This is a genomic window from Stenotrophomonas rhizophila (genome assembly GCF_003751305.1).
GTDB classification, from domain to species: Bacteria; Pseudomonadota; Gammaproteobacteria; order Xanthomonadales; family Xanthomonadaceae; genus Stenotrophomonas; species Stenotrophomonas rhizophila_B.
Map to the genome: position 1 here is coordinate 1,584,492 of NZ_RJKV01000001.1, position 21,924 is coordinate 1,606,415.

The window sequence follows — 21,924 nt, forward strand, 5'->3', positions numbered from 1 at the left end:
GTCAGATCGCCGCAGGCGGTCGCCTACACTGCTTCTTCGCATTGTGAAGCACGTGTGTAGGTGCAAGCACAGGGCGGCCAGAAGCACTGGTTCGTCACCGCCGGGAGGGCATTTGGTCGCGCTGGAACGACCCAGGCGGGCAATGGATGAACGAGTGTCGGCCGCAGGCAAAACATGCCTGCCGACTCCCGATGCGCGCTCGGCGTACAGGTTTGGCCATCAGGCCGGAAAGGTCCGGCGGCGTTGCCGCCGACCGGGCTCAGGGATGCGCCAGCGCGTAATCGATCGCCGCGCAGATCGCCGCCACCTGCGCGTCATCGCACTGCTGCGGGGTGGCGCGCGGGCTGTCCGGATACACCTCGGTGGTGGTGGTGTATTTCGCGCCGCTGACGCTGGCGCACAGGCCCAGCTTCTCCAGCGGATATTGGATGACACCCGGGGCCACTACGGGCGAGCCGATGATCTCGCCCTTCTCATCCGCCGGGGCGATGTGGGTCACCCGCTCGACGGCGGCATTGACCGCGGTCTGGAAGGCCGGTTGCGGGTTTTCAGTGTCATCGACCAGATAGAAACCATCCGGGATCAACCCCGGCTCGAACGGCTTGCCGTCGCGCGCGGCCAGCGCCGGGCGGAACTCGGTTTCATCGGTGTCGGTGGTTTCGTGCAGATCGATATGCATCACGATGCTGCCGCGCAGGGGGGCGACCAGGGCGATCAGCGCCGCCGATTCGGCGGCCGGGCTGTTGGCCATGAATGAGCGGTTCGGATCGATCGCCTCGGCGTTCCAGCGCTGGATGCGCTCGTAGCCCCACGGGCTGACGCAGGGCACGACCAGCAGATTCGCACGGCCAGCGTACCCAGCCGCGCGGGTCTGCAGGAACTGCAAGGCGCCCTGCACGCCACTGGTTTCGTAGCCGTGGATGCCACCGGTGACCAGCACCGTCGGCAGTGCGGCGTTCCAGTCGCGGCTGCGCACGGCGAACAGCGGGTACTGGTCCGGCGCGTAGTCGAGCGTGCCGTACTGGGTCACCTCGAAGCTGCCGCGGAGCGCCTCGACGGCCGGCAGTACGTCATCGGCATAGCGGCGCTGCGCCACCTGGCGAGCGCGCCACTGCGCCTTCTCCGCTGCGCCCCAGGGCTGGCCGGGGGTGCCGATGGGATAGAAGGTCGCATTGGTCATGGCGTGCTCGTCTGCTGCAGGGTGGAAATGTGATTTTACCATTGCCGCACACGGCGGCCCGGGTTACGCCCTGCCAAGCTGCGCGACCGCCTCGTCGACCTGCCGGTCGCCTTCGGTCAACTCGATGATCGTGCGCCGCACCTCGGAATGCTCCACCAGCGACACCAACGTGGCGGCCACATCCGCACGTGGCACATCGCCGTACGCGATCGCCGGGCCAGCCGTGACGCGGCCGGTGCCCGGCGCATCGCTCAAGGTGCCGGGGCGCAGGATCACCCAGTCCAGATCGGTCGCGGCCAGATACACATCGGCGCGCTTCTTGACCGTCATGTAATTCTCGAAACCCTCGCCCATGTCCTTGTTGCGGCCCGCTTCCGGGAATGCCGAGACCAGCAGGAAGCGGCGCACGCCCGCCTGCCGGGCGGCATCCACCGCGAGCTCCAGGCCGCGGCCGTCGATGGCGTTCGTCACCTCCACCCCTGCGCCACCGGCACCGGCCGTGAAAACAACCACGTCACTGCCGCGCATCTGGCCGGCCAACGTGTCCACGTCGATAGCGGTGAGATCACCGCTGACCGGCATTGCGCCGAGGTCGCTCAGTTCAGCGCCCTGCTCGGCGCGGCGATGCAGCGCACGTACGTGATGCTGTTTGTCGGCCAACTGCTTGACCAGGTGACGGCCGACCTTGCCGGCCGCGCCGACGATGAAAACGGTACTCAAGACGGTTCTCCTGTTTCGATCCGGCTGTGAGGGTACGCAGGTGGATGTGACACGGCCGTCCCCATCGCGGGGCCTGGTTCAGTTGCCGCTGTACTGCGCGTCGCTGACCTGCTCCATCCACGTCACCGGTGAGCCATCGACCGCTTCGGCGATCGCGATATGCGTCATCGCGGTGGCAGCCTTGGCACCATGCCAATGTTTGACGCCCGGCGGAATCCAGACGATGTCGCCCGGACGGATATCGCGCGCGGGTTTGCCCCATTCCTGCACGCTGCCCACCCCTGCGGTGACGATCAGGGTCTGACCCAGTGGATGGGTATGCCAGGCGGTGCGTGCGCCGGGCTCGAAGGTGACGGTAGCGCCGCCGACGCGTGCAGGGGCATCAGTCTGGAACGGCGCATCAATGCGCACACGACCGGTGAAATAGTCCGCCGGGCCGGCCGCCGAAGGGGCGGTGCCTGCGCTGGTGATGCGGATCGGTGCCGTTTCGGCGGGTACGACGGCGGCCATCGAAAGCGACAGTGCGGCAGTGAACAGGTCCATGGAGGCCTCTCCTGAAGGAACGGCGGCGCCCGCCGGGGACACCCACTGTAGGCCTGCCCCCGCGCGGGCACTAGCCGCCCCGATCGGCATGCAGCCATAACCGCAGCTCATCAATCACGAAACAAAGCCGCTTGAGTTCATCAGTCGGCCGCGCTCATCATGGGCGCGCATGACTGCCATGCGCTGTTGGCCCTGCCCCATGGCCCGCGAGAATTTCAACGATCTGCAGGTGTTCGTCACCGTCGCGCGCGAGCGCAGCTTCACCCGTGCCGCGGCGCAGCTGGGCGTCTCGCAGTCCGCGCTCAGCCACACCGTGCGCGGGCTGGAAGAGCGCCTCGGCGTGCGCCTGCTGACCCGCACCACGCGCAGCGTCTCCATGACCGAGGCCGGTGAACGGCTGTACGACACCGTCGCACCGCGCATGCGGGAGATCGAGGCCGAGGTCGCCGCGATCAGCGAGTACCGTGACCGGCCCGCTGGCACGATCCGCATCACCACGGCCGAGCATGCCGCCAACACGCTCGTGTGGCCCCGGCTGTCCGCCGTGCTGCCCGCCTACCCCGATCTGCATGTGGAACTGACCATCGACTATGGCCTGGCCGACATCGTCGCCCAGCGCTACGACATCGGCATCCGGTTGGGTGGCCGCGTCGCCAAGGACATGATCGCAGTGCCGATCAGCCCGCCGCTGCGCATGGCCATCGTGGCCAGCCCGGCCTACTTCACGACGAACACCGCGCCGCAGCTGCCGGCCGACCTGGCCGCGCACAACTGCATCGGCCTGCGCCTGCCTACCCACGGCGGGCTGATGGTGTGGGATCTGGAGAAGGACGGCGAGGAAGTGAACGTGCGCGTGGATGGCCAATGGACCTTCAACGGCAGCAGTGCGATCCATCGCGCGGCGCTGGCCGGTGCGGGCCTGGCCTATCTGCCCGAGGACATGGTGCTTGATGACATCACCGCCGGTGCGTTGCGGCGTGTCATGGAGGACTGGTGCGATCCCTTCGATGGGTACTACGCCTACTACCCCAGCCGCCGGCAATCCTCGAGCGCCATGAAGGTCGTTATCGAAGCACTGCGCGCGGACCGGTAACGCCGACCGTTGGTCAGGGGCGCAGCAGCACCTTGCCGTTGCGGCCCGGTTCCAGGCTGGCCTTGGCGGCATCGGCCACCTCATCCAGCCCGAACACGCCGTCCACCGGCAGGCTCAATCCACCGCGGGCGGCGAGCTGCAGCAGTTCGCCAACGAGGCGACGCTTGTCTTCCGGCGCCATCGCCTGGCTGACCTTGCTGCCCCAGAAGCCCTTCACCGTGGCCTGCTTGAAGATCACATCGCCCGAGCTGAGCTGCATCGGCTCGCCGGTCATCGAGCCGAACGACACCAGCGTGCCGCCGTCGCCCAGCAACGTCATCAGCTCGCTGCTGGCGCGTCCGCCAACCGAATCCACCGCGGCGGCGATCGAGGCCTTGCCGACCTTGGCCTGCACCTGGGCCATCCAGTCAGACTGCGCGGTGGAGATGGTGTGGTCGATGCCGAGGTCGGTCATCTCGGCCACGCCGGCATCGCGCCGCACCAGGTTGATGCAGTGCACCCCACGCGCCTTGGCCAGCATCGCCAACGCCTTGCCGACCGCGCCATTGGCGGCGTTCTGGAGAATCCACTGGCCTTCCTTCACCTGCAGGAATTCCAGCAGCATCAGCGCACTGAGCGGCATGGCGATCAGCTGCGCGGCGGTGTTGTCGTCGATGCTGTCCGGCATGGGGATGACCATCCGCGCCGGCGCGATGAAGTACTCGGCCCAGGTGCCATGCACCGAGGCAGCGCTGACCCGCTGGCCGACCTTCAGGCCGTCGACGCCCTCGCCCAGCGCGTCGATAACGCCGGTGCCTTCGCTGCCACCAATAGCGGGAAGCTCGGGCTTGTAGCCGTACTGGCCACGCACGGTCCACAGGTCGTGGTTGTGGATGGGGGTGAGCACGGTGCGGATGCGCACCTCACCGGCAGCGGGGGCCGGCTGCGGCACATCACCGCCGTGCAGGACCTGGGTGGGATCGCCAAAAGTGGTATGGATCGCAGCGCGCATCAGTGGCGCTCCTTCATCACGATGTTCATGGGGGGGGCTCCTGCAGAAAAAATCAACGACGATGACGGTGGGCGGCGGCGATCGCGCGCGGCTGGCGGTACGCGCGTACGCGCAGCCACACGGTCTGGATCACCACGATGATGATCAACACCAGCGCCAGGGTGGCGATGTTGGCCGCGCCCGGCAGGTCCCAGCCGGACTGTTTGACGTACATGCCGGCCAGCGCCCAGATGACGGCGGCTGGATAGGCGAAATGCCCGCGCAGCAGCTGGTTGACCACCAGCACCAGCAGGGTAGCCAGGACCAGCAGCACCAGGCTCCAGCCAAGCATGTTGTCGGTCGGCAGCCAGCGGTAGGCGACGATCACCTGGGCGGTATTGAGGTAGGCCGCCAAGGACAACCAGCCGGCATGCAGTCCGAGCGGGTAAGCCGCCCAGGCACGCTGCCCGCCCGGGGCGGTGATCGGCGAGGCGCGGTAAGCGGCTACGATCAGGCAGAGCAAGGCGGCCCAGATGATGGCCAGCGCCGGCAGGAACCATTGGTTGGAGAACACCGGCATCCAGGCGGCGGTCAGCGCGAAGCCCGCCGCGGCCCACGGGCGCACCCCGGTGATGTCCGGCTTGCGCAGGCGCAGCTGCCAGAACCCGAACAGCACATCCCACAGGAAGATCACGCCCCAGATCGCGAAGGCGTACCCGGCCGCGACCAGCAGCGTCGGGTACTGGTCGGAGATTGCACCGTTGGTCGGGCCGAACATGCCGGTCTGTGAGAACCACGCCACCACGGGCATGGCCAAGGCGGCCAACAACACGATCCAACGCATGCACCCACTCCAGCTGAAAAGAGCGGTGACGATACGCGGTTCAGGGTTAAGGCGTTGGGATGCCTCAGATTGCAAAGCCTTAGTAACTTAGCCTCTGCTATATTGCGGCCGTGGACATCCAGCGCCGCCCCGAGCATCCCCCCGCCTGGCCCTCATCGACCGGGCACACCCCCAGCCTGGGCGAAATGAACGCCAGCGTCGCGGTGCCTACGGACGGCCACTGGTGGTTCCGCCTGCTGGCGTTCCTCGGCCCGGGCTACATGATCTCGGTCGGCTACATGGACCCCGGCAACTGGGCCACGGACATCGCCGGAGGCGCACAGTTCGGCTATCTGCTGCTCTCGGTGATCCTGCTCTCCAACCTGATGGCCATCGTGCTGCAGGGACTCTCGGCACGCCTGGGCATCGCGACCGGGCGCGATCTGGCGCAGGCCTGCCGCGCTCACTACTCGCGCCCGGTGAACCTCGGGCTGTGGCTGCTGTGCGAGATCGCGATCATCGCCTGCGACCTGGCCGAGGTGATCGGCACCGCGATCGCATTGAAGTTGCTGTTCGGCATCCCCTTGCTGGCCGGCGCGATCATCACCGCGGTGGACGTGGTGCTGGTGCTGCTGCTCATGAACCGCGGTTTCCGCGCCCTGGAAGCCTTCGTGATCGCGCTGCTGCTGGTGATTTTCGGTTGCTTCGCGATCCAGATGGTCATCGCGGCGCCGCCGCTGCAGGCAGTGCTGGCCGGGTTCATTCCGCATGCGCAGGTGGTGACCGATCCCAAGGCGCTGTACCTGGCGATCGGCATCATCGGTGCCACCGTGATGCCGCACAATCTGTACCTGCACTCCTCCATCGTGCAGACCCGCGCCTATCCGCGCACCGATGCCGGGCGCCGCAGTGCACTGCGCTGGGCGGTGACCGACAGCACCATTGCGTTGATGCTCGCACTGTTCATCAACGCCTCGATCCTGATCCTGGCCGCCGCCGTGTTCCACGCGCAGGGCCGCACCGACGTGCAGGAGATCGAGCAGGCGTATGAGCTGCTGGCGCCGATGCTCGGTGTGGGGCTGGCCTCGACCCTGTTCGCGGTCGCCCTGCTTGCCTCAGGCATCAACTCCACCGTGACGGCGACGCTGGCCGGCCAGATCGTGATGGAGGGTTTCCTCCGCCTGCGGATCGCACCATGGGCGCGGCGGCTGATCACCCGCGGCATCGCGATCGTCCCGGTAGTGGTGGTGACCGCGATCTATGGCGAGCAAGGCACCGCGCGCCTGCTGGTGTTGAGCCAGGTGCTGCTCTCGATGCAGCTGCCGTTCGCGGTGGTGCCGCTGGTGCGGTTCGTCTCGGACAAGGGCAAGATGGGAGCACTGGTGGCGCCGCGCTGGCTGATCGTGCTGTCGTGGCTGATCGGCGGCCTGATCATCGTCTTGAACGTGAAACTGCTCGTGGATGTGTGGCGGGGCTGAGGCCTGGCCACTTGACCTCAACGTTGGTTGAGGTGGCACAGTGCAGCCTCCTCATCCCACTGGCAATGCCAGACCGAGCCCTGCAATGACCGACACCTCGCAGCATGCGTTATGGAATGGCCCGGCCGGTGAGGCCTGGGTGGAGGCGCAGCGCATCCTCGATCAGATGTTCGCACCGCTCGCCACCCACCTGCTGGAGGCGATCCCACCGGGCGACGATCTGCACGTGCTGGACGTGGGCTGCGGGACCGGCGCGGTGGCGCTGGCCATCGCCGGGCAACTGGGTCCGCAGGGGCATGTCACCGGGGTCGACATCTCCGCCCCGATGATCGCCTTGGCGCGTGAGCGCGCGCAGCGAGCCGGGCTGGCAGTGGACTTCATCGTCGCCGACGCGCAGCAGCATGTGTTCGCAGCCGGGAGTCTGGACCGGATCGTGTCGCGCTTCGGCGTGATGTTCTTCGATGACCCCGTGCAGGCCTTCGGGCAGTTGCAGCGCGCCGCCAGACGGGGCGGCGTGCTGCACGTCCTGGCCTGGCGCGGGCCGGACCAGAATCCCTTCATGACCACGGCCGAGCGCGCGGCCGCGCCGTGGTTGGCGTTGCCGCCGCGTCAGCCCGAGGCACCAGGACAGTTTGCGTTCGCCGATCGCGCGCGGGTCGAGCGCATCCTGAAAGACAGCGGCTGGGAAGATATCGAGGTGCTGCCGCTGGACGTGATCTGCCGCATCGACCGGGCGGACCTGGCTACGTATGTGGCGTTGCTGGGGCCGGTCGGAAGCGCGCTGAGGGGGACGGATCTGGATGGAGCAACCCGCACACAGGTGCTGGAGGCGGTCATGGCGGCGTTCGCACCCTTCATCGAAGGCGATGCAGTGACCTTCACCGCAGCCTGCTGGGAGGTGCGGGCGCGGGCGTGGTGAGCCGTTGCGGAGGGGCACCGGCCCACGGCCGGCACCCCGGGCGTCATGGCAGCCGCATGCGCAGCTTCTCCACGATCGCCTGCTCGCTCATCGCGTACCCGTATACCTCCTGCAGTTGCCCGTCGGCACCGAGCAGGAACCACGATGCCGTGTGCTCGAAGGTGGCCGTCTCGCCTTCGCCGACCCGGCGATAGCTCACGCCCAGGCTCTCGGCGATGGCACGGGTGCCCGCCTCGTCGCCGGCCAGGCCCAGGAATGTCGTATCGAAGGCGGACAGGTAGTCGCGCAGATGCGCCGGGGTATCACGCTGCGGATCCACCGTGACAAAGGCGACCTGCAGGTCATCGGCGGCGGGCCCGAGCAACCGCTTGATCTGCACCGCCTTGACCAGGCTCAGCGGACACACTTCCGGGCAATGGGTGAAGCCGAAGAACAGCAGCGTCGGTTTGCCCTGCAGATCCCGTATCGCGAGCGTGCGCCCGTCGCTGCTCTCCAGCTTGACCGCCCCGAGTGCCGCCTGGCCCATCACCGGTAACTGGCCGTCGGCGCAGCCGACCAGCAGCGCCGCCGCCACGACGCTTGACGCCAACCAGCGCTTCATTTGGCCCCTCCATGCGGGATCAGGCCATCGCGCACGGTGAAGTCCACCACCTGGTCTGCGCTGCGGGCAAACGTGAGCGTCACCCTGACCGCCTGCCCCACCGACAGCGGCCGCTTCGGGGTCAGCAGCATCAGGTGATAGCCGCCCGGCTCCAGCGCGACCGTGCGACCTTTCGGCAGGGCCAGCCCTTGAGGCAGCGCCTGCATGCGCATCACTTCACCGTCCATGCGCATGGCATGGACCTGCACCTCGGCGAAGGCTGAAGAGGTGGCCGACAACAGGCGGTCGACGCCACCACCGTTATGCAGTTGCACGTAGCCGGCCGCCACGTTCGCGGCCGGCGGTGGCAGGCGGATCCACGGGGCGCTGACCGACACCGTTGCCGCGGTGCGGGTCTGCGGGGCCGCGGCCACCACCGGCATCACGGAAACGGACAGGACCAGTGCGATCAGCATGGCACCGCAGCGTGACCAGCTCATGGCGCGGCCGACATCTGCATCGGCATCATGTTGAGGTTGGCGTTGTGCATCACCCACAGCGAGCCGGCCACCACGATGGCGATCAGGAACGCGGTGCACAGGAAGATGCCGGTGTTCTCGCGCTGGCTGCGCCCTGCCCCGATGTGCAGGAACAGCACCAGCTGGGCGACCAGCTGCACCACGCACAGCACCACGATGGCGGTCAGACGCAGCGGCTGCGGGACCAGATCGGTCATGACCACGCCGAACGAGGCACCGGTGAGCACCAGGCACAGCAGCAGGCCGAGGATGTAGCCCTTGAGGGTGGCGTGGCCGCTCATACGAACTCCCGCAGGTAGACGAAGGTGAACACACAGATCCAGATCAGATCCAGGAAGTGCCAGAACAGGCTCAGGCAGGCCAGGCGGCGACGCACGATGCCGTCCAGGCCGAACTTGAGCACCTGGTGGATCATGATCGCCAGCCACAGCAGGCCGAAGGTGACGTGCAGCCCGTGGGTGGCCACCAGCGTGAAGTACGCCGACAGATACGCACTCACGTCCGGGGTGGCGCCTTCATGGATCAGCTCGGCGAACTCATACAGTTCCATGCCGATGAAGACCGCACCGAGCACACCGGTCAGGGCCAGCCAGCCCACTACCTGGTTGCGCTTGCCGGCCTGCATGCCGAGCATCGCCAGGCCAAAGGTGAAGCTGCTGAGCAGCAGCACCACCGTTTCGGAGAGCACGAAGCCAAGCTTGAACAGTTCCTTGCCACTGGGGCCATCGGCCGTCCCGTTGAGCAGCACGCCGAAGGTGGCGAACAGCACCGCGAAGATCAGGCAGTCACCCATCAGGTACATCCAGAACCCGACGACGGTCTTGTTGCCGTCGTCGTGGTGCTCATGGGCGTGGTCGTGATGACCAGCCGCGAGCTGCCCGTGCTGCGTGGCAGCGGTCAGGGTATCGCCGCTCATGCCTTGGCTCCTTCCATCTGCGCGACGTGCGCGTCTTCGATGCGCTTCACCTCGGCGGCGGGCACGTAGTAGTCCACATCACGGTCATACGAGCGCAGCACGAAGGTCGCGATCACACCGATCAGGCCAATGCCGGCCAGCACCCACATGTGCCAGACCAGGGCGAAGCACAGCACCAGGCTGAACACCGAGATCACCACACCCGACGCGGTATTGCGCGGCATGTGGATGTCTTCGTAGGTGTCCTGGCACTGCCAGGCACGGCCGTGCTGCTTGTCGTCCCAATGCTGCTCCAGCGAGGTGATCGCCGGCAGCGTGGCGAAGTTGTAGAACGGCGGCGGCGAGGACGTGGCCCACTCCAGGCTGCGCGCATTCCACGGGTCGCCGGTGAGATCCATGTTGGCCTTGCGGTCACGCACGCTGACGTAGAACTGGATGAACATCGCGGCGATACCCGCGGCGATCACCAGCGCACCGATGGCCGCCACGATCAGCCACGGCTGGTAGCCCTCCACGCCGTAGTGGTTCATGCGGCGGGTCATGCCCTTGAAGCCCAGCACGTACAGCGGCATGAAGGCCAGATAGAAGCCGACCAGCCAGCACCAGAACGAGATCTTGCCCCAGCGCTCGTTGAGGGTGAAGCCAAAGGCCTTCGGGAACCAGAAGCTGATGCCGGCCAGGCAACCGAACACCACGCCGCCGATGATCACGTTATGGAAGTGCGCGATCAGGAACAGGCTGTTGTGCAGCACGAAATCCGCACCCGGGATCGCCAGCATCACGCCGGTCATGCCGCCCAGCGCGAAGGTGACCATGAAGCCGATCGTCCACAACGTCGAGGAGTGGTAGCGGATCCGCCCGCGGTACATGGTGAACAGCCAGTTGAACAGCTTCACCCCGGTGGGGATCGAGATGATGGAGGTCATGATGCCGAAGAAGGCATTGACGTTCGCACCCGAGCCCATGGTGAAGAAGTGGTGCAGCCACACGAAGAACGACAGGATGCCGATCGACGACGTTGCATAGACCATCGAGCGGTAGCCGAACAGCGGCTTGCCCGAGAACGTGGCGATGATCTCCGAGAACGCACCGAAGCACGGCAGGATCAGCACGTAGACTTCCGGGTGGCCCCAGATCCAGATCAGGTTGACGTACATCATGGCGTTGCCGCCGGCGTCATTGGTGAAGAAGTGCATGCCGAAGTAACGGTCCATGCTCAGCAGCAACAAGGTCGCGGTCAGCACCGGGAAGATCGCCACGATCAGGATGTTGGTGATCAATGCGGTCCAGGTGAACACCGGCATCTTCATCAGGTCCATGCCCGGCGCACGCATCTTGAGGATGGTGACGATGAAGTTCAGGCCGGTCAGCGTGGTGCCGATGCCGGAGACCTGCAGTGACCAGATGTAGTAGTCCACGCCCACCGTGGGGCTGTACTCGATGCCGGACAGCGGTGGATACGCCACCCAGCCGGTCGCGGCGAAATCACCCACGAACATCGACAGCATCACCAGCACCGCACCCACCGCCGACAGCCAGAAGCTGAGCGAGTTGACGAACGGGAATGCCACGTCGCGCGCGCCGATCTGCAGCGGCACCACGATGTTCATCAGGCCCACGATGAGCGGGGTCGCCACGAAGAAGATCATGATCACGCCATGCGCGGTGAAGATCTGGTCGTAGTGCTCCGGCGGCAGGTAGCCGGCGCTGTCATTGGCGGCGATGGCCTGCTGGGCACGCATCATCAGCGCATCGGCGAACCCACGCACCAGCATGACCAGGGCCAGGATGATGTACATCACGCCGATCTTCTTGTGGTCCACCGAGGTGATCCACTCGGTCCAGAGGTAGCCCCACTTCTTGTAGTACGTGATGGCCGCGATGATCGCCGCCCCCAGCAGCAGCGAGCCCGCCAGCGCCGACATGATGATCGGGTCGTGGTAGGGAATCGCTTCGAGGTTCAACTTTCCAAGCACAATCAGTTCTCCGCGGTACGGCTGGCAGGTGCGGCCAGGCTCACGAGTTGGGTTTTCGCGCCGGGTTCTTCACCGGGCAGGCAGATTTCGTCGTCGGGCATGCCGCCATACCGGCGCAGGATGCTGTCGAACAGACCGGTGTCCACGCTGGCGAAACGCTGCATCGGTGCGCCATGGGTCGGCTTCTCCAGTTCAGCCAGGCGTGCCTGGCCCAGGTGCTGGGCAGTGCCACGCGACTGTGCCAGCCATTGCTGGAAGTCCGCCTCGGTCATCACCCGCGCATCGAACTTCATGTCCGAGAAGCCCGCGCCGCTGTACGCCGAGGACATGCCGGCATAGGTGCCGGGCGTGTGCCCGATCAGATGCAGGCGACTCTGCATGGCCGGCATGGTGTACACCATGCTGCCCAGCTGCGGCACGAAAAAGGCGTTCATCATCGACTCGGAGGTCAGCTTGAACGCAACCGGCGTATCGACCGGCATCACCAGCTCGTTGACCGTGGCCACGTTGTGGTCCGGATAGATGAACAACCACTTCCAGTTGAGCGAGACCACTTCCACGCGCAGCGGCGCCTTGTCCGATTCGATCGGGCGGTACGGGTCCAGTGCGTGGGTACTCTTCCAGATCAACACGCCGAGGACGACCACGATCAGGCACGGAATCGTCCACACCACCACTTCGATCGCGGTGGAATGCGACCAGGTCGGTGCGTAGGTGGCCTCCTTGTTCGACTCGCGGTAGTGCCACGCGAAGTACAGCGTGAGGATGATCACCGGGATCACCACCAGGAGCATCAAGCCGGTGCAGACCAGGATCAGCTGCATTTCCTGCTCGGCGATGCTGCCCATGGGGTTGAACAGCTCCAGGTTCCTGCAGCCTGTGAGCAGCGGCAGCAGCGCTGCCAGGCCGAACCAGCGTCCGGCGCGGGCTCGACCGGCCAGCGTGGCGCGGCGAGCGGAGTGTGTAGCGGGGTTCATGCGTGACGGCCCTTCCAACGCAGTGCCGGGCCGGGCGGCCCGGATCATGAAAAGTGGCGAACACCCCCCTGCATGACCGATGTGCATGGGGGGTGCCCGCCGCAGCCGCGTACGTTAGGCAACGACATGATCCATACATGATGCGACACACTGTCGCAGCCGCTCTCCCCAGCGCGCGTACCATGCGCGCATGGAATGGAGCTCCCTCATCGTCGACGGCCACGGGCCCGTCTACCTGCGCATCGTGCAGGCGCTGGAACGTGCGGTCTGGTCCGGTGCGCTGCGCCCCGGCCAACGCCTGCCTGCACAGCGCGCGCTGGCGACCGAACTGGGCGTGGACCTCACCACGGTGACCCGCGCGTTCAACGAGGCGCGCACGCGCGGGTTGATCGATGCACGCGGCCCGCTGGGGTCGTTCGTCGCGCCCCCCAAGGTGGAACTGGCGCAGCTGGTGGACCTGAGCATGAATCTGCCGCCCAGCCCCGGTGGCGGCCAGGTCGCGGACATGCTGCGACGTGGCCTGTCCTCGGTGCTGACCCGCAGCGATGCGGGCAATCTGATGACGTATCACGTCGGCGGCGGCAGCCGCGCGGATCAACTGGCGGCGCAGCAGTGGCTCAAGCCGATGCTCGGGAAGGTGGATGCCGAGGCACTGGTCGTCACCGAAGGCGCGCAGGCCGCGCTGTCAGCCCTGCTGCTGGCGCTGACCGACGCCGGTGACACGATTCTGTGCGAGCCGCTGGTCTACCCGGGCCTGCTGCATGCCGCGCGGGTGCTGCAGCGTCGCCTGCAAGTGGTCGAGTGCGATTCGCACGGCATGCGCCCGGATGCACTGGCGCGTGCCGCGAGGAAACACAGCGCGCGGGTGGTCTATCTCAACCCGACCGCACAGAACCCCACGGGCCACACGCTGCCGCAGGAACGCCGTGAAGCGCTGGCCGAGGTGGTGCGCGCGCAGAATCTGCGATTGATCGAAGACGACCCTTACTGGCTGCTGGAGAACCAGGCCCCTGCCCCGCTTGCGCTGCTGGCGCCGCAGCACACCTGCTACATCTCCACGCTGTCCAAATGCCTGAGCCCGGGCCTGCACACCGGGTTTGTGCAGCTGCCCGATGGCGTCTCGCGCCAAGGCGTGCTGGATGCCCTGCGCGCGGTCAACCTGATGGCGCCGCCATTGATGAACGCACTGGTGACGCAGCTGATCCTGGATGGCTCCGCGCAGGCGATGCTGAAACTGGTGCAGGACGAAGCCGCCGAGCGCCGCTATCTGGCGCAGTCGGCGTTGTCGCCACGGTTCCTGCAGCACTGCGCGGGCGTACACGCCTGGTGCCGCCTTCCCGCGCACTGGACCGATGCCAGCCTGACCCACGCCGCACGGCTGCAGGGCCTGGGCATCGCACCGTCATCGGCATTCACGCCGGAGGGCGTGGCGATCAACGATGCGGTGCGGATTTCATTGGGTGCCGCCGCCAACCGCCAGGAACTGCACCGGGCGCTGCGCCAGCTGGATCAACTGATGCATGTGGCGGCGGCGGAAAGCACGGGTTGGACGGTATGACGCCAGCCTACCGGCCCACTCAGCCCGAAACGGCTTTGGCCTGCTTCCACACGGCCTCAAACTGACTGGCGGTGATCGCGTCATCCGAATCCAGATCCAGCCAGGACAGCGGCTGATCGGACAGCGGAAAGCGTTCATCGGCCTGTCCGGTTTTGTCGGCCCAGACCAGCACGCTGCGGTAGCTCTCCACCTGCCGCACGATCACATCGCCCTGCGCCTCGAGGTAGATCGTGCCGTTGCCGATCTCGGATTCTGCGGGGTGCTTGTAGTGTTTGCGGGGCGTGCTCATGGCGGGGCGATATCTGGCAAGGAAAATGGGGCCGGGGAATATACCTTGATCTGCCCCCTCCCCGTCGGCAATCGCCGCCCGGGGACGGGGTAGTGCCGGCCGCTGGCCGGCTTCCCGTAAACCACGCAAGCAGACACTAGACGACCGGTCTAATCAGGCGTACAGTGGCGTCCATGAACTCCCCCACCGCCAGCTCCCCGGTTCGCGACACCCTCCTGACCACCGCCCAGCGGATCATGAGTGCCAAGGGCTTTTCCGCGGTCGGCCTCAACGAGGTCCTCGCCGCGGCCGGGGTGCCCAAGGGTTCGTTCTACCACTACTTCGCCTCGAAGGAAGCCTTCGGCGAGGCGATGCTGGAGGACTACTTCACCGCCTATCTCGCTGATATGGACCGTATCTTCCGTCAGCCTGGGCAGACCAAGGCCGAGCAGCTGGAAGCCTACTTCCGCGCCTGGCAGGACAGCCAGTCCTTCGAGGACTGCCAGGGCAAGTGCCTGGCTGTAAAGCTCGGTGCCGAAGTGGCGGACCTCTCCGAACCCATGCGGACCGCACTCCAGCGTGGCACCACAGGGATCACCGATCGGCTCGCACATGCGATTGCAGCGGGTGTCGCTGACGGATCGGTGACAATCCAGGACCCGCCCGATGCTGTCGCGCGCAGCCTGTACCAGCTGTGGCTCGGGACCAGCATCATGGTCAAGATCGCCCGCAGCACCCGCCCGTTCGACGACGCCGTGGCGTTGACCGCCCGCCTTCTGCATACCGCCCCCTGACAAGGGGGATGTCTCGCGCACGCCCCCATCGGCGTGTTTTTCTCGGCCCCATCACTAGACGACCAGTCTAATCAAGCACCCACAGGAGCATCACCCATGAACGTCCTCATCGTTCTGACCTCGCACGACGAACTCGGCACCACCGGCAAGAAGACCGGTTTCTGGCTGGAAGAGCTGGCCGCGCCCTACTACACCTTCAAGGATGCCGGCGCGGAGATCGTGCTGGCCTCGCCCAAGGGTGGGCAGCCGCCGCTGGATCCCAAGAGCAACGAGCCGGACTTCAAGACCGACGCGACCCGTCGCTTTGAAGCCGACGCCGATGCCAACGCACAGCTGGCCAACACCGTCCGCCTGGACAGCGTCTCACAGGCCGATTTCGACACCGTGTTCTATCCCGGCGGCCATGGCCCGCTGTGGGACCTTGCCGAAGACGCCCACTCCATTGCCCTGATCGAGGCGTTCATCGCCGCCGGCAAGCCGGTCGCGCTGGTCTGCCATGCCCCGGGCGTGCTGCGTGACGTCAAGACTGCCGAGGGTGCGCCGCTGGTGCAGGGCAAGAACGTCACTGGCTTCACCAACACGGAAGAAGAAGGCGTGGGCCTCACCGACGTGGTGCCCTTCCTGGTCGAAGACATGCTCAAGGCCGCAGGCGGAACGTACTCCAAGGGCCCGGACTGGGGTTCCTATGTGGTTACCGATGGCCTGCTGATCACCGGCCAGAACCCCGCCTCGTCTGCAGAGGCGGCCCAGGTCCTGCTGAAGCAGTTGCGCTGAAATAACAGTGAAATAACAGGGACGGAGGTAGTTATTAATTACCTCCGTCCCCGTTAAGAGGTTACTGAGCGCCGTCGCGGGTGACCCGCCAGATGGTGTTGGAGAGGTCATCGGCGACGATCAGCGCGCCACGCGGGTCGACCGTGACGCCCACCGGGCGGCCACGGGTCTTGCCGTCTTCGCCGAAGAAGCCGCTCACGAAATCGATCGGCTCGCCGGCCGGACGGCCATTGCTGAAGGGCACGAACACGACCTTGTAGCCGACCGGGGGATTGCGGTTCCAACTGCCATGCTCGCCCACAAACACGCCATCGGCAAACTGCGTACCCATCACCTCGGACGAGAAGGCCACGCCCAGTGCCGCCACATGCGAGCCCAGTGCGTAATCCGGGGCGATCGCCGAGGCGACCTTCTCCGGGTTCTGCGGCATCACGCGGCGATCCACATTCTTGCCCCAGTAGCTGTAAGGCCAGCCATAGAAGCCGCCCTCCTTCACCGAGGTGAGGTAATCGGGCACGAGGTTCGGGCCGATCTCATCGCGTTCATTGACCACGGCCCACAGCGTGCCGGTGCCCGGCTGGATCGCCAGCGCGGTGGGATTGCGGATACCGGTGGCGTAATCCTTGTGCGCACCGGTGGCCACGTCGATCTGCCAGATCCGCGCGCGATCGATCTCCACCGCCATGCCGCGTTCGGTGATGTTGCTGTTGGAACCGATACCCACGTACAGATAACGGCCATCGGCGCTGGCGGTCATCGCCTTGGTCCAGTGGTGGTTGATCGCCGACGGCAGATCGGTCAGCTTGACCGGCGCCGCGCCCGCCTTGGTCTGCCCTTCCTGATAGTCGAAGCGCACCACCGCGTCCTGGTTGGCCACATAGATGGCATTGCCGATCAGCGCCAGGCCATAGGGCGCGTTGAGATTGTCGGCAAACACCGTCTTCAGTTCATAGGTGCCGTCGCCATCGGCGTCGCGCAGCAGGGTCAGTCGATTGCCACTCTTGACCGAGGTATTGCCCTTGGCCTTGATCTTGCCGGCAATCACATCCTTCGGCTTGAGCGCGGGCGCGCTGCCGCCGCGACCTTCAGCCACCAGGATGTCGCCATTGGGCAGCATGAGGGTCTGCCGCGGGATGTTCAGATCGGTGGCGATCGCCGAAATGCGGTAGCCCTTGGGCACCGTCGGCAAGGTATCGCCCCACTGCGCCGGCTTGGCGATGGTCATGTCCGGCATCAACCCGCGATGCGGCGCGGGCATCTCCGGGCTGCCGCCGTACTGGTCAAGCGGGGGCGCCTTGCTGCTGCAGGCCGCCAGAGCGACCGCCAGCGCGGACAGCGAGAGGATCCGGAGCGTCGTCTGGCGGCTCATCGCACACCTCCCACGCGCAGGCTGGACAGTCCCACCCAGGTGGCGATCAGCGCCAGCACTGTCAGGATCACCGAGAGCACCAGGCCCGCCGGCATCACCGCCCACGCGTCGCGCGCGTGGTGGAGGCAGTTGATGAAACCCACGCCCCAGGTCACCGCCAGAATCACGACATACGCCAGGTTGCGGCTGCGACGGACCAGGCCGACGATCCCGCACAGCAAGGCGAGCGTTGTCATCACCATCGCGCCGATCAGCAGCCAGGAGGCAAAGTTCGCCCACTGGATCTCGTACGTGCTCCAGTACGCGTAGTCGGCCAGCAGCGCCGCCAGGAACAACGGCAGCACCCCGCCCAGTACAGCGGCGTGGAAGGGATGGATGACCCACGATCGGGTCAGGACAACGGTCGAAGCCATGGTGGTCTCCTGGTGAGGGGCGAATCTCACCCGATCCTGCCATCCCCGGTGTGATGGGGGTGCCCATGACTCACCGATCAGCACGATCCCAGTACGGCGGCGATCCGATCGCCTCGGTGAGGAAGGCCGACACCTCGCGCACCTTGCGTGAGCGCAGTCTGTTTTCTGGCGAGAGCAGCTGCAGATACACCCGTTCGGATTGCGGGGAGAACTCCCAGTCGCCGAGCAGCGTGACCATGCTGCCACTGTGCAGCGTTTCTGCGTTGAACAGCCAGGTGGGGAACAGCACCACGCCACGCCCGGCAATGGCCGCCGCCAGCAGCGCTTCGGCATTGTTGCTGCGCAGGGGGCCGGTCACGTTCACCGCCTTGAACGGCACCTCCGGCGAGGAACGGAAGTACCACTTCTGGATGCCCAGCTGCCCTTTGTAGACCAGACATTGATGCTGCAGCAGGTCCTCCGGCACCACCGGCGTGCCATGCGCGGCAAGGTAGGCCGGGCTGGCGGCGAGGATGTTGCGGTGGGGCGCGATGACCTTGCCGATCAGGCCCGAATCCATCAGCAGCCCGACCCGGATGATGATATCCACGCCTTCCTGGACGGGATCGATCAGCGTGTCGGTCAGGGTCAGCTCGACGATCAACTCGGGATACCGCGCCTGCAACGTATTGACGATGTGTGCGATGTGCAGCCGCCCCAGTGACTCGGGGGCGTTGATGCGGATCAGGCCCCGCAGCTCGGCATCGCGCCCTTCCAGCTGCCCGACCGCGTCATCGAGCAGGTCCACGGCGTCTCGCACCTGCTGATGGAACTGCTCGCCCGCTTCGGTCAACCGCACCGCCCGGGTGCTTCGGTAGAACAGCTGGTGCCCCACGTCCTGTTCAAGCGCCGCGATGAAGCGCGACACCGATGAGGCTGGCACCCGGTACTGGCGCGCCGTGGCCAGGAAGCTGCCGGTGGCGGCGACGGTGAGGAAATAGCGGAGGGCTTTGAGCTGCATGGCGGGCGCCTTGGAATCGTGATTGCTGTTTCAGCAATAGTCATTTGCCGAATAGCCGCATTGTGGCCGATATAGCACGCCCATACGATGAAGTGAAGCGCATGGCGAACCCGCCACGCCCCCCCCCTCGCCCCCTCAGGAACCCCCATGAGCTCCCTTTTCAATACATTCGACCTCGCGGGCATCCCGCTGCGCAACCGCGTGGTCATGGCCCCGCTGACCCGTGCACGCGCCCCGCAGGATGCCGCCGATGAGCGAACTGCCCTGTACTACGCCCAGCGTGCCACCGCCGGCCTGATCGTCAGCGAAGGCACGCCCATTTCCCGAGAGGGCCAGGGCTACCTGTTCAATCCCGGCATCTTCACGGCCGAGCAGATCGCCGGCTGGCGCCTGACCACCGATTCGGTCCATGCGCTGGGCAGCCGGATGTTCGCGCAGATCTGGCATGTCGGGCGCGTCTCGCACCCCACCATCCAGGCCAACGATGCGCGCCCGGTCAGTGCCAGTTCGAAGCTGCCGGTCGGCGCCCAGGCGTTCGGCTATAACGAGCAGGGCCAACCGGCGCTGGTCGCCGCCCCGGCGCCGCGCCAGCTGGAGACCGAAGAGATTCCGCGCATCGTGGCGGAGTTCGCGCAGGCAGCCGCCAATGCCATCGAGGCCGGCTTCGACGGCGTGGAAATCCACGGCGCCAACGGCTACCTGCACGAGCAGTTCATCAATCCGCAGGTGAATGACCGCACCGACCAGTACGGTCCGCAGTCGCTGGACAATCGCCTGCGCTTCACGCTGGAGGTGATCGACGCCGTGGTCGCACGTATCGGCGCCGCACGGACCGCCATCCGGCTCTCGCCCTATGGCCAGTTGTTCGACATGCCGCACTACCCGGAAATCGACGCCACCTATACCGCACTGATCCAGGCGATCGGGCAGCGTGGCCTGGCCTACGTGCACCTCATGGACCAGTCCGGTTTCAAGGTCGGCCAGAAATCGGTCGATGGCGCTGGCGATTCGGGCTTCAGCGGCCTGTTGCGCACGTTGAAGCCGCACCTGCCCGGGACCGCCCTCATCCTTGCCGGCGGCATGACCCGTGAGCGGGCCGAGCAGCTGATCGATGCGGGCCTGATCGACCTGGCGGCCTTCGGCACTCCGTTCATCAGCAACCCGGATCTGGTGGCGCGCCTGCAGAACGGCTGGCCGCTGGCGCCCGCCGATCGGGACACGTTCTATGGTGGCGGCGCCACCGGGTATATCGACTACCCGGCGTACGCCCCGACCCACGCACAGGCAGCCTCCGAGGCCGCCTGACGGAACGGACACGCGAACGGGGGGACATTCCGTCCCCCCGTTTGTGGATCCGTCTACGCGATGGCCGCAGCCGCTACTTGCCCGTCACCGCTTCCTGCAGCTTCTCCACGGCCTGGTCGGCCGTGAACGTGTTCGGCTTCTGGATCTTGGGGAAGTCCACGAACGTCTCGTTGAATTTCGTGAGCAGCGCGATCGCGCCGTACACGATGTAGACGTGGTTGATGTACCAGTCCCAATAGGTATTGGAGGTCACATCCGCGAACTCGTACGGATCGGTGCGCAGGTTGTAGATCTTGGGGATGCGCATGACCGTGAACGGTTCGCCCCACAGCTGCATCGTGCCTTTGCAGCGTTGCTCGATGAAGGTCACCTTCCAGTTGTCGTAGCGGATGCCCAGCATGTCGCCATCATCGGAGATGTAGACGAACAGCTTGCGCGGCGACTTTTCCTCCTTGCCGGTGAGATACGGCAGCAGGCTGACGCCGTCGATGTGGTTCTTGTAGGTGCGCCCGATCGCCTTGACCCCTTTCTTGAGGTCGTTGACCACACCTTTGTTGCCCGCCAGTTCCAGGAAGGTCGGCAGCCAGTCATGGTGCTGGACGATCTCGTTGGACACCGAACCCGGCTTGATCTTGCCCGGGTAACGCACCACCAGCGGAATCCGGAACGCGCCTTCCCAGTTGGTGTCCTTCTCACTGCGGAACGGCGTCATGCCGCCATCCGGCCACGAATTGCGGTGCGGCCCGTTGTCGGTGGAGTACACCACCAGGGTGTCTTCGGCGATGCCCAGTTCGTCGAGGTAATCGAGCAACGAGCCCACGTTCTTGTCGTGGTCGATCATCGTGTCGTGATACGGCGACTGCCAGCGCCCGGCCTGCCCCAGGCTTTCCTTCTTGGTATGCGTGATCAGGTGCATGTGGGTGAAGTTGACCCAGACGAAGAACGGCGTGTCGTCGTCGTTCGCCTTCTTGATGAAGCCCTTGGCGCGGTCGGCGAAGTCGTCATCGCAGGTCAGCATGCGCTTGCGGTCCAGCGGGCCGGTGTCTTCGATCTTCTGCTTGCCTACCTTGCCCCAGCGCTTCTGGTCGGTGCTGTCCTCTTTGTCGGTGGCGAAACTGTGGATCACACCCCGCGGCTTGATCGTCTCGATGAAATCGCCGAACTCGTCCTTGGGGAAGTAGTCGTACATCTCCGGCTCTTCTTCGGCATTGAGGTGGTAGAGATTGCCGTAGAACTCATCGAACCCATGGTTGGTGGGCAGCATGTGGTTCAGATCACCAAGATGGTTCTTGCCGAACTGCCCGGTGGTATAGCCCTCGTTCTTCAGCAGCGCGGCAATGGTGACGATCTTCTCGTTCATGCCGACCGGCGCGCCCGGAATGCCCACCTTCGACAGACCGGTCCGCAGCACGCTCTGCCCGGTGATGAAGGAGGACCGGCCGGCGGTACAGGACTGCTCGCCGTAGGAATCGGTGAAGAGCATGCCTTCGTTGGCGATGCGGTCGATGTTCGGGGTCTGGTAGCCCATCAACCCGCGCGAGTAGCAGCTCAGGTTGGAGATGCCGATGTCGTCTCCCCAGATGACGAGGATGTTGGGCTTCTTTGTGGATGAACTGGGCTTCTTCTTTGCGGATGAGCTGGCCATGCACTTCTCCGACGACGGTGGTGCTCAATAGTCCGTGTCGGTCATCGTCGCGGCCAGCGTGTTTCTACTTAGACGGCGTCAGTA

General features: G+C 65.7%; 23 protein-coding genes. 7 read left to right on the forward strand and 16 right to left on the reverse strand.

Going from position 1 to position 21,924, the window contains the following annotated elements:
* Window positions 1-259: 259 nt before the first annotated feature.
* The 3 genes from EDF74_RS07115 to EDF74_RS07125 all read right to left on the reverse strand — a co-directional run bounded on the left by EDF74_RS07115 (window position 260) and on the right by EDF74_RS07125 (window position 2,443).
* Window positions 260-1,180 carry a M14 family metallopeptidase gene (locus EDF74_RS07115; RefSeq protein WP_123729406.1) on the reverse strand — a complete coding sequence of 307 codons (921 nt, stop codon included), beginning with the start codon at window positions 1,178-1,180 and terminating at the stop codon, window positions 260-262.
* A gap of 63 nt (window positions 1,181-1,243) precedes the next feature.
* Window positions 1,244-1,900, reverse strand: a complete 657-nt coding sequence (locus tag EDF74_RS07120) for an SDR family oxidoreductase (protein WP_123729407.1) — start codon at window positions 1,898-1,900, stop codon at window positions 1,244-1,246.
* A gap of 78 nt (window positions 1,901-1,978) precedes the next feature.
* Window positions 1,979-2,443: a (R)-mandelonitrile lyase gene (locus tag EDF74_RS07125; protein ID WP_123729408.1), complete on the reverse strand. Its 465-nt coding sequence runs from the start codon at window positions 2,441-2,443 to the stop codon at window positions 1,979-1,981.
* Between the two features lie 199 nt (window positions 2,444-2,642).
* Between EDF74_RS07125 and EDF74_RS07130 the strand changes: the two genes are divergently transcribed.
* Window positions 2,643-3,536, forward strand: a complete 894-nt coding sequence (locus EDF74_RS07130) for a LysR family transcriptional regulator (RefSeq protein WP_123729409.1) — start codon at window positions 2,643-2,645, stop codon at window positions 3,534-3,536.
* A 13-nt stretch (window positions 3,537-3,549) separates the two neighbouring features.
* On the opposite strand, the gene EDF74_RS07135 is transcribed toward EDF74_RS07130, so the two are convergent.
* Window positions 3,550-4,527 carry a zinc-binding dehydrogenase gene (locus EDF74_RS07135; protein WP_123729410.1) on the reverse strand — a complete coding sequence of 326 codons (978 nt, stop codon included), beginning with the start codon at window positions 4,525-4,527 and terminating at the stop codon, window positions 3,550-3,552.
* A gap of 52 nt (window positions 4,528-4,579) precedes the next feature.
* Window positions 4,580-5,350 (reverse strand): hypothetical protein, encoded by a 771-nt coding sequence (locus tag EDF74_RS07140; RefSeq protein WP_123729411.1) that lies wholly within the window; start codon window positions 5,348-5,350, stop codon window positions 4,580-4,582.
* Window positions 5,351-5,466: 116 nt separating this feature from the next.
* Between EDF74_RS07140 and EDF74_RS07145 the strand changes: the two genes are divergently transcribed.
* Both EDF74_RS07145 and EDF74_RS07150 read left to right on the forward strand, forming a co-directional pair.
* On the forward strand, window positions 5,467-6,807 hold the full coding sequence (locus tag EDF74_RS07145) for an Nramp family divalent metal transporter (RefSeq protein WP_123729749.1): 1,341 nt from the start codon (window positions 5,467-5,469) through the stop codon (window positions 6,805-6,807).
* An 85-nt stretch (window positions 6,808-6,892) separates the two neighbouring features.
* A complete protein-coding gene (locus EDF74_RS07150) occupies window positions 6,893-7,726 on the forward strand; it encodes a class I SAM-dependent methyltransferase (RefSeq protein WP_123729412.1) in 834 nt (277 codons plus the stop codon).
* Between the two features lie 43 nt (window positions 7,727-7,769).
* Here the strand turns inward: EDF74_RS07150 and EDF74_RS07155 are convergent, their stop codons facing one another.
* Genes EDF74_RS07155 through cyoA form a run of 6 tightly spaced genes read right to left on the reverse strand, consistent with a single transcriptional unit; the run spans window position 7,770 to window position 12,714 of the window.
* Window positions 7,770-8,327: an SCO family protein gene (locus tag EDF74_RS07155; protein WP_123729413.1), complete on the reverse strand. Its 558-nt coding sequence runs from the start codon at window positions 8,325-8,327 to the stop codon at window positions 7,770-7,772.
* Complete coding sequence (locus tag EDF74_RS07160; RefSeq protein WP_123729414.1) at window positions 8,324-8,806, reverse strand: copper chaperone PCu(A)C; 483 nt, start codon at window positions 8,804-8,806, stop codon at window positions 8,324-8,326. Before EDF74_RS07160 ends, EDF74_RS07155 begins: the two co-directional genes overlap by 4 nt.
* A complete protein-coding gene (gene cyoD / locus EDF74_RS07165; protein ID WP_121036963.1) occupies window positions 8,803-9,126 on the reverse strand; it encodes a cytochrome o ubiquinol oxidase subunit IV in 324 nt (107 codons plus the stop codon). The genes EDF74_RS07160 and cyoD overlap by 4 nt, the downstream gene beginning before the upstream one ends.
* Window positions 9,123-9,761, reverse strand: coding sequence for a cytochrome o ubiquinol oxidase subunit III (gene cyoC / locus EDF74_RS07170; RefSeq protein WP_123729415.1), 639 nt, complete (start codon window positions 9,759-9,761; stop codon window positions 9,123-9,125). Before cyoC ends, cyoD begins: the two co-directional genes overlap by 4 nt.
* Window positions 9,758-11,737, reverse strand: coding sequence for a cytochrome o ubiquinol oxidase subunit I (gene cyoB, locus EDF74_RS07175; RefSeq protein ID WP_123729416.1), 1,980 nt, complete (start codon window positions 11,735-11,737; stop codon window positions 9,758-9,760). The genes cyoC and cyoB overlap by 4 nt, the downstream gene beginning before the upstream one ends.
* Before the next feature lie 2 nt (window positions 11,738-11,739).
* On the reverse strand, window positions 11,740-12,714 hold the full coding sequence (gene cyoA / locus EDF74_RS07180) for a ubiquinol oxidase subunit II (protein ID WP_123729417.1): 975 nt from the start codon (window positions 12,712-12,714) through the stop codon (window positions 11,740-11,742).
* Between the two features lie 190 nt (window positions 12,715-12,904).
* Here cyoA and EDF74_RS07185 point away from each other — a divergent pair, with 190 nt between their 5' ends.
* Window positions 12,905-14,272, forward strand: coding sequence for a PLP-dependent aminotransferase family protein (locus tag EDF74_RS07185; protein ID WP_123729418.1), 1,368 nt, complete (start codon window positions 12,905-12,907; stop codon window positions 14,270-14,272).
* A gap of 19 nt (window positions 14,273-14,291) precedes the next feature.
* Here EDF74_RS07185 and EDF74_RS07190 read toward each other — a convergent pair whose 3' ends face one another.
* Window positions 14,292-14,561: a hypothetical protein gene (locus EDF74_RS07190; protein ID WP_121036968.1), complete on the reverse strand. Its 270-nt coding sequence runs from the start codon at window positions 14,559-14,561 to the stop codon at window positions 14,292-14,294.
* Window positions 14,562-14,734: 173 nt separating this feature from the next.
* Between EDF74_RS07190 and EDF74_RS07195 the strand changes: the two genes are divergently transcribed.
* Window positions 14,735-15,334: a TetR/AcrR family transcriptional regulator gene (locus tag EDF74_RS07195; protein ID WP_123729419.1), complete on the forward strand. Its 600-nt coding sequence runs from the start codon at window positions 14,735-14,737 to the stop codon at window positions 15,332-15,334.
* 96 nt (window positions 15,335-15,430) lie between these two features.
* Window positions 15,431-16,108, forward strand: a complete 678-nt coding sequence (locus EDF74_RS07200; RefSeq protein ID WP_123729420.1) for a type 1 glutamine amidotransferase domain-containing protein — start codon at window positions 15,431-15,433, stop codon at window positions 16,106-16,108.
* Window positions 16,109-16,169: 61 nt separating this feature from the next.
* Here the strand turns inward: EDF74_RS07200 and EDF74_RS07205 are convergent, their stop codons facing one another.
* The 3 genes from EDF74_RS07205 to EDF74_RS07215 form a co-directional block, all read right to left on the reverse strand.
* Complete coding sequence (locus EDF74_RS07205) at window positions 16,170-17,477, reverse strand: PQQ-dependent sugar dehydrogenase (protein ID WP_123729421.1); 1,308 nt, start codon at window positions 17,475-17,477, stop codon at window positions 16,170-16,172.
* Complete coding sequence (locus EDF74_RS07210) at window positions 17,474-17,890, reverse strand: DUF2231 domain-containing protein (protein ID WP_123729422.1); 417 nt, start codon at window positions 17,888-17,890, stop codon at window positions 17,474-17,476. Before EDF74_RS07210 ends, EDF74_RS07205 begins: the two co-directional genes overlap by 4 nt.
* Window positions 17,891-17,960: 70 nt before the next feature.
* Window positions 17,961-18,890: a LysR family transcriptional regulator gene (locus EDF74_RS07215; protein ID WP_123729423.1), complete on the reverse strand. Its 930-nt coding sequence runs from the start codon at window positions 18,888-18,890 to the stop codon at window positions 17,961-17,963.
* Between the two features lie 147 nt (window positions 18,891-19,037).
* Between EDF74_RS07215 and EDF74_RS07220 the strand changes: the two genes are divergently transcribed.
* Entirely contained in the window at window positions 19,038-20,195 is a 1,158-nt protein-coding gene (locus tag EDF74_RS07220) for an alkene reductase (protein WP_123729424.1), read from the forward strand.
* Between the two features lie 73 nt (window positions 20,196-20,268).
* Here the strand turns inward: EDF74_RS07220 and EDF74_RS07225 are convergent, their stop codons facing one another.
* Window positions 20,269-21,840, reverse strand: coding sequence for an arylsulfatase (locus EDF74_RS07225; RefSeq protein ID WP_123729425.1), 1,572 nt, complete (start codon window positions 21,838-21,840; stop codon window positions 20,269-20,271).
* Between the last annotated feature and the right edge of the window lie 84 nt (window positions 21,841-21,924).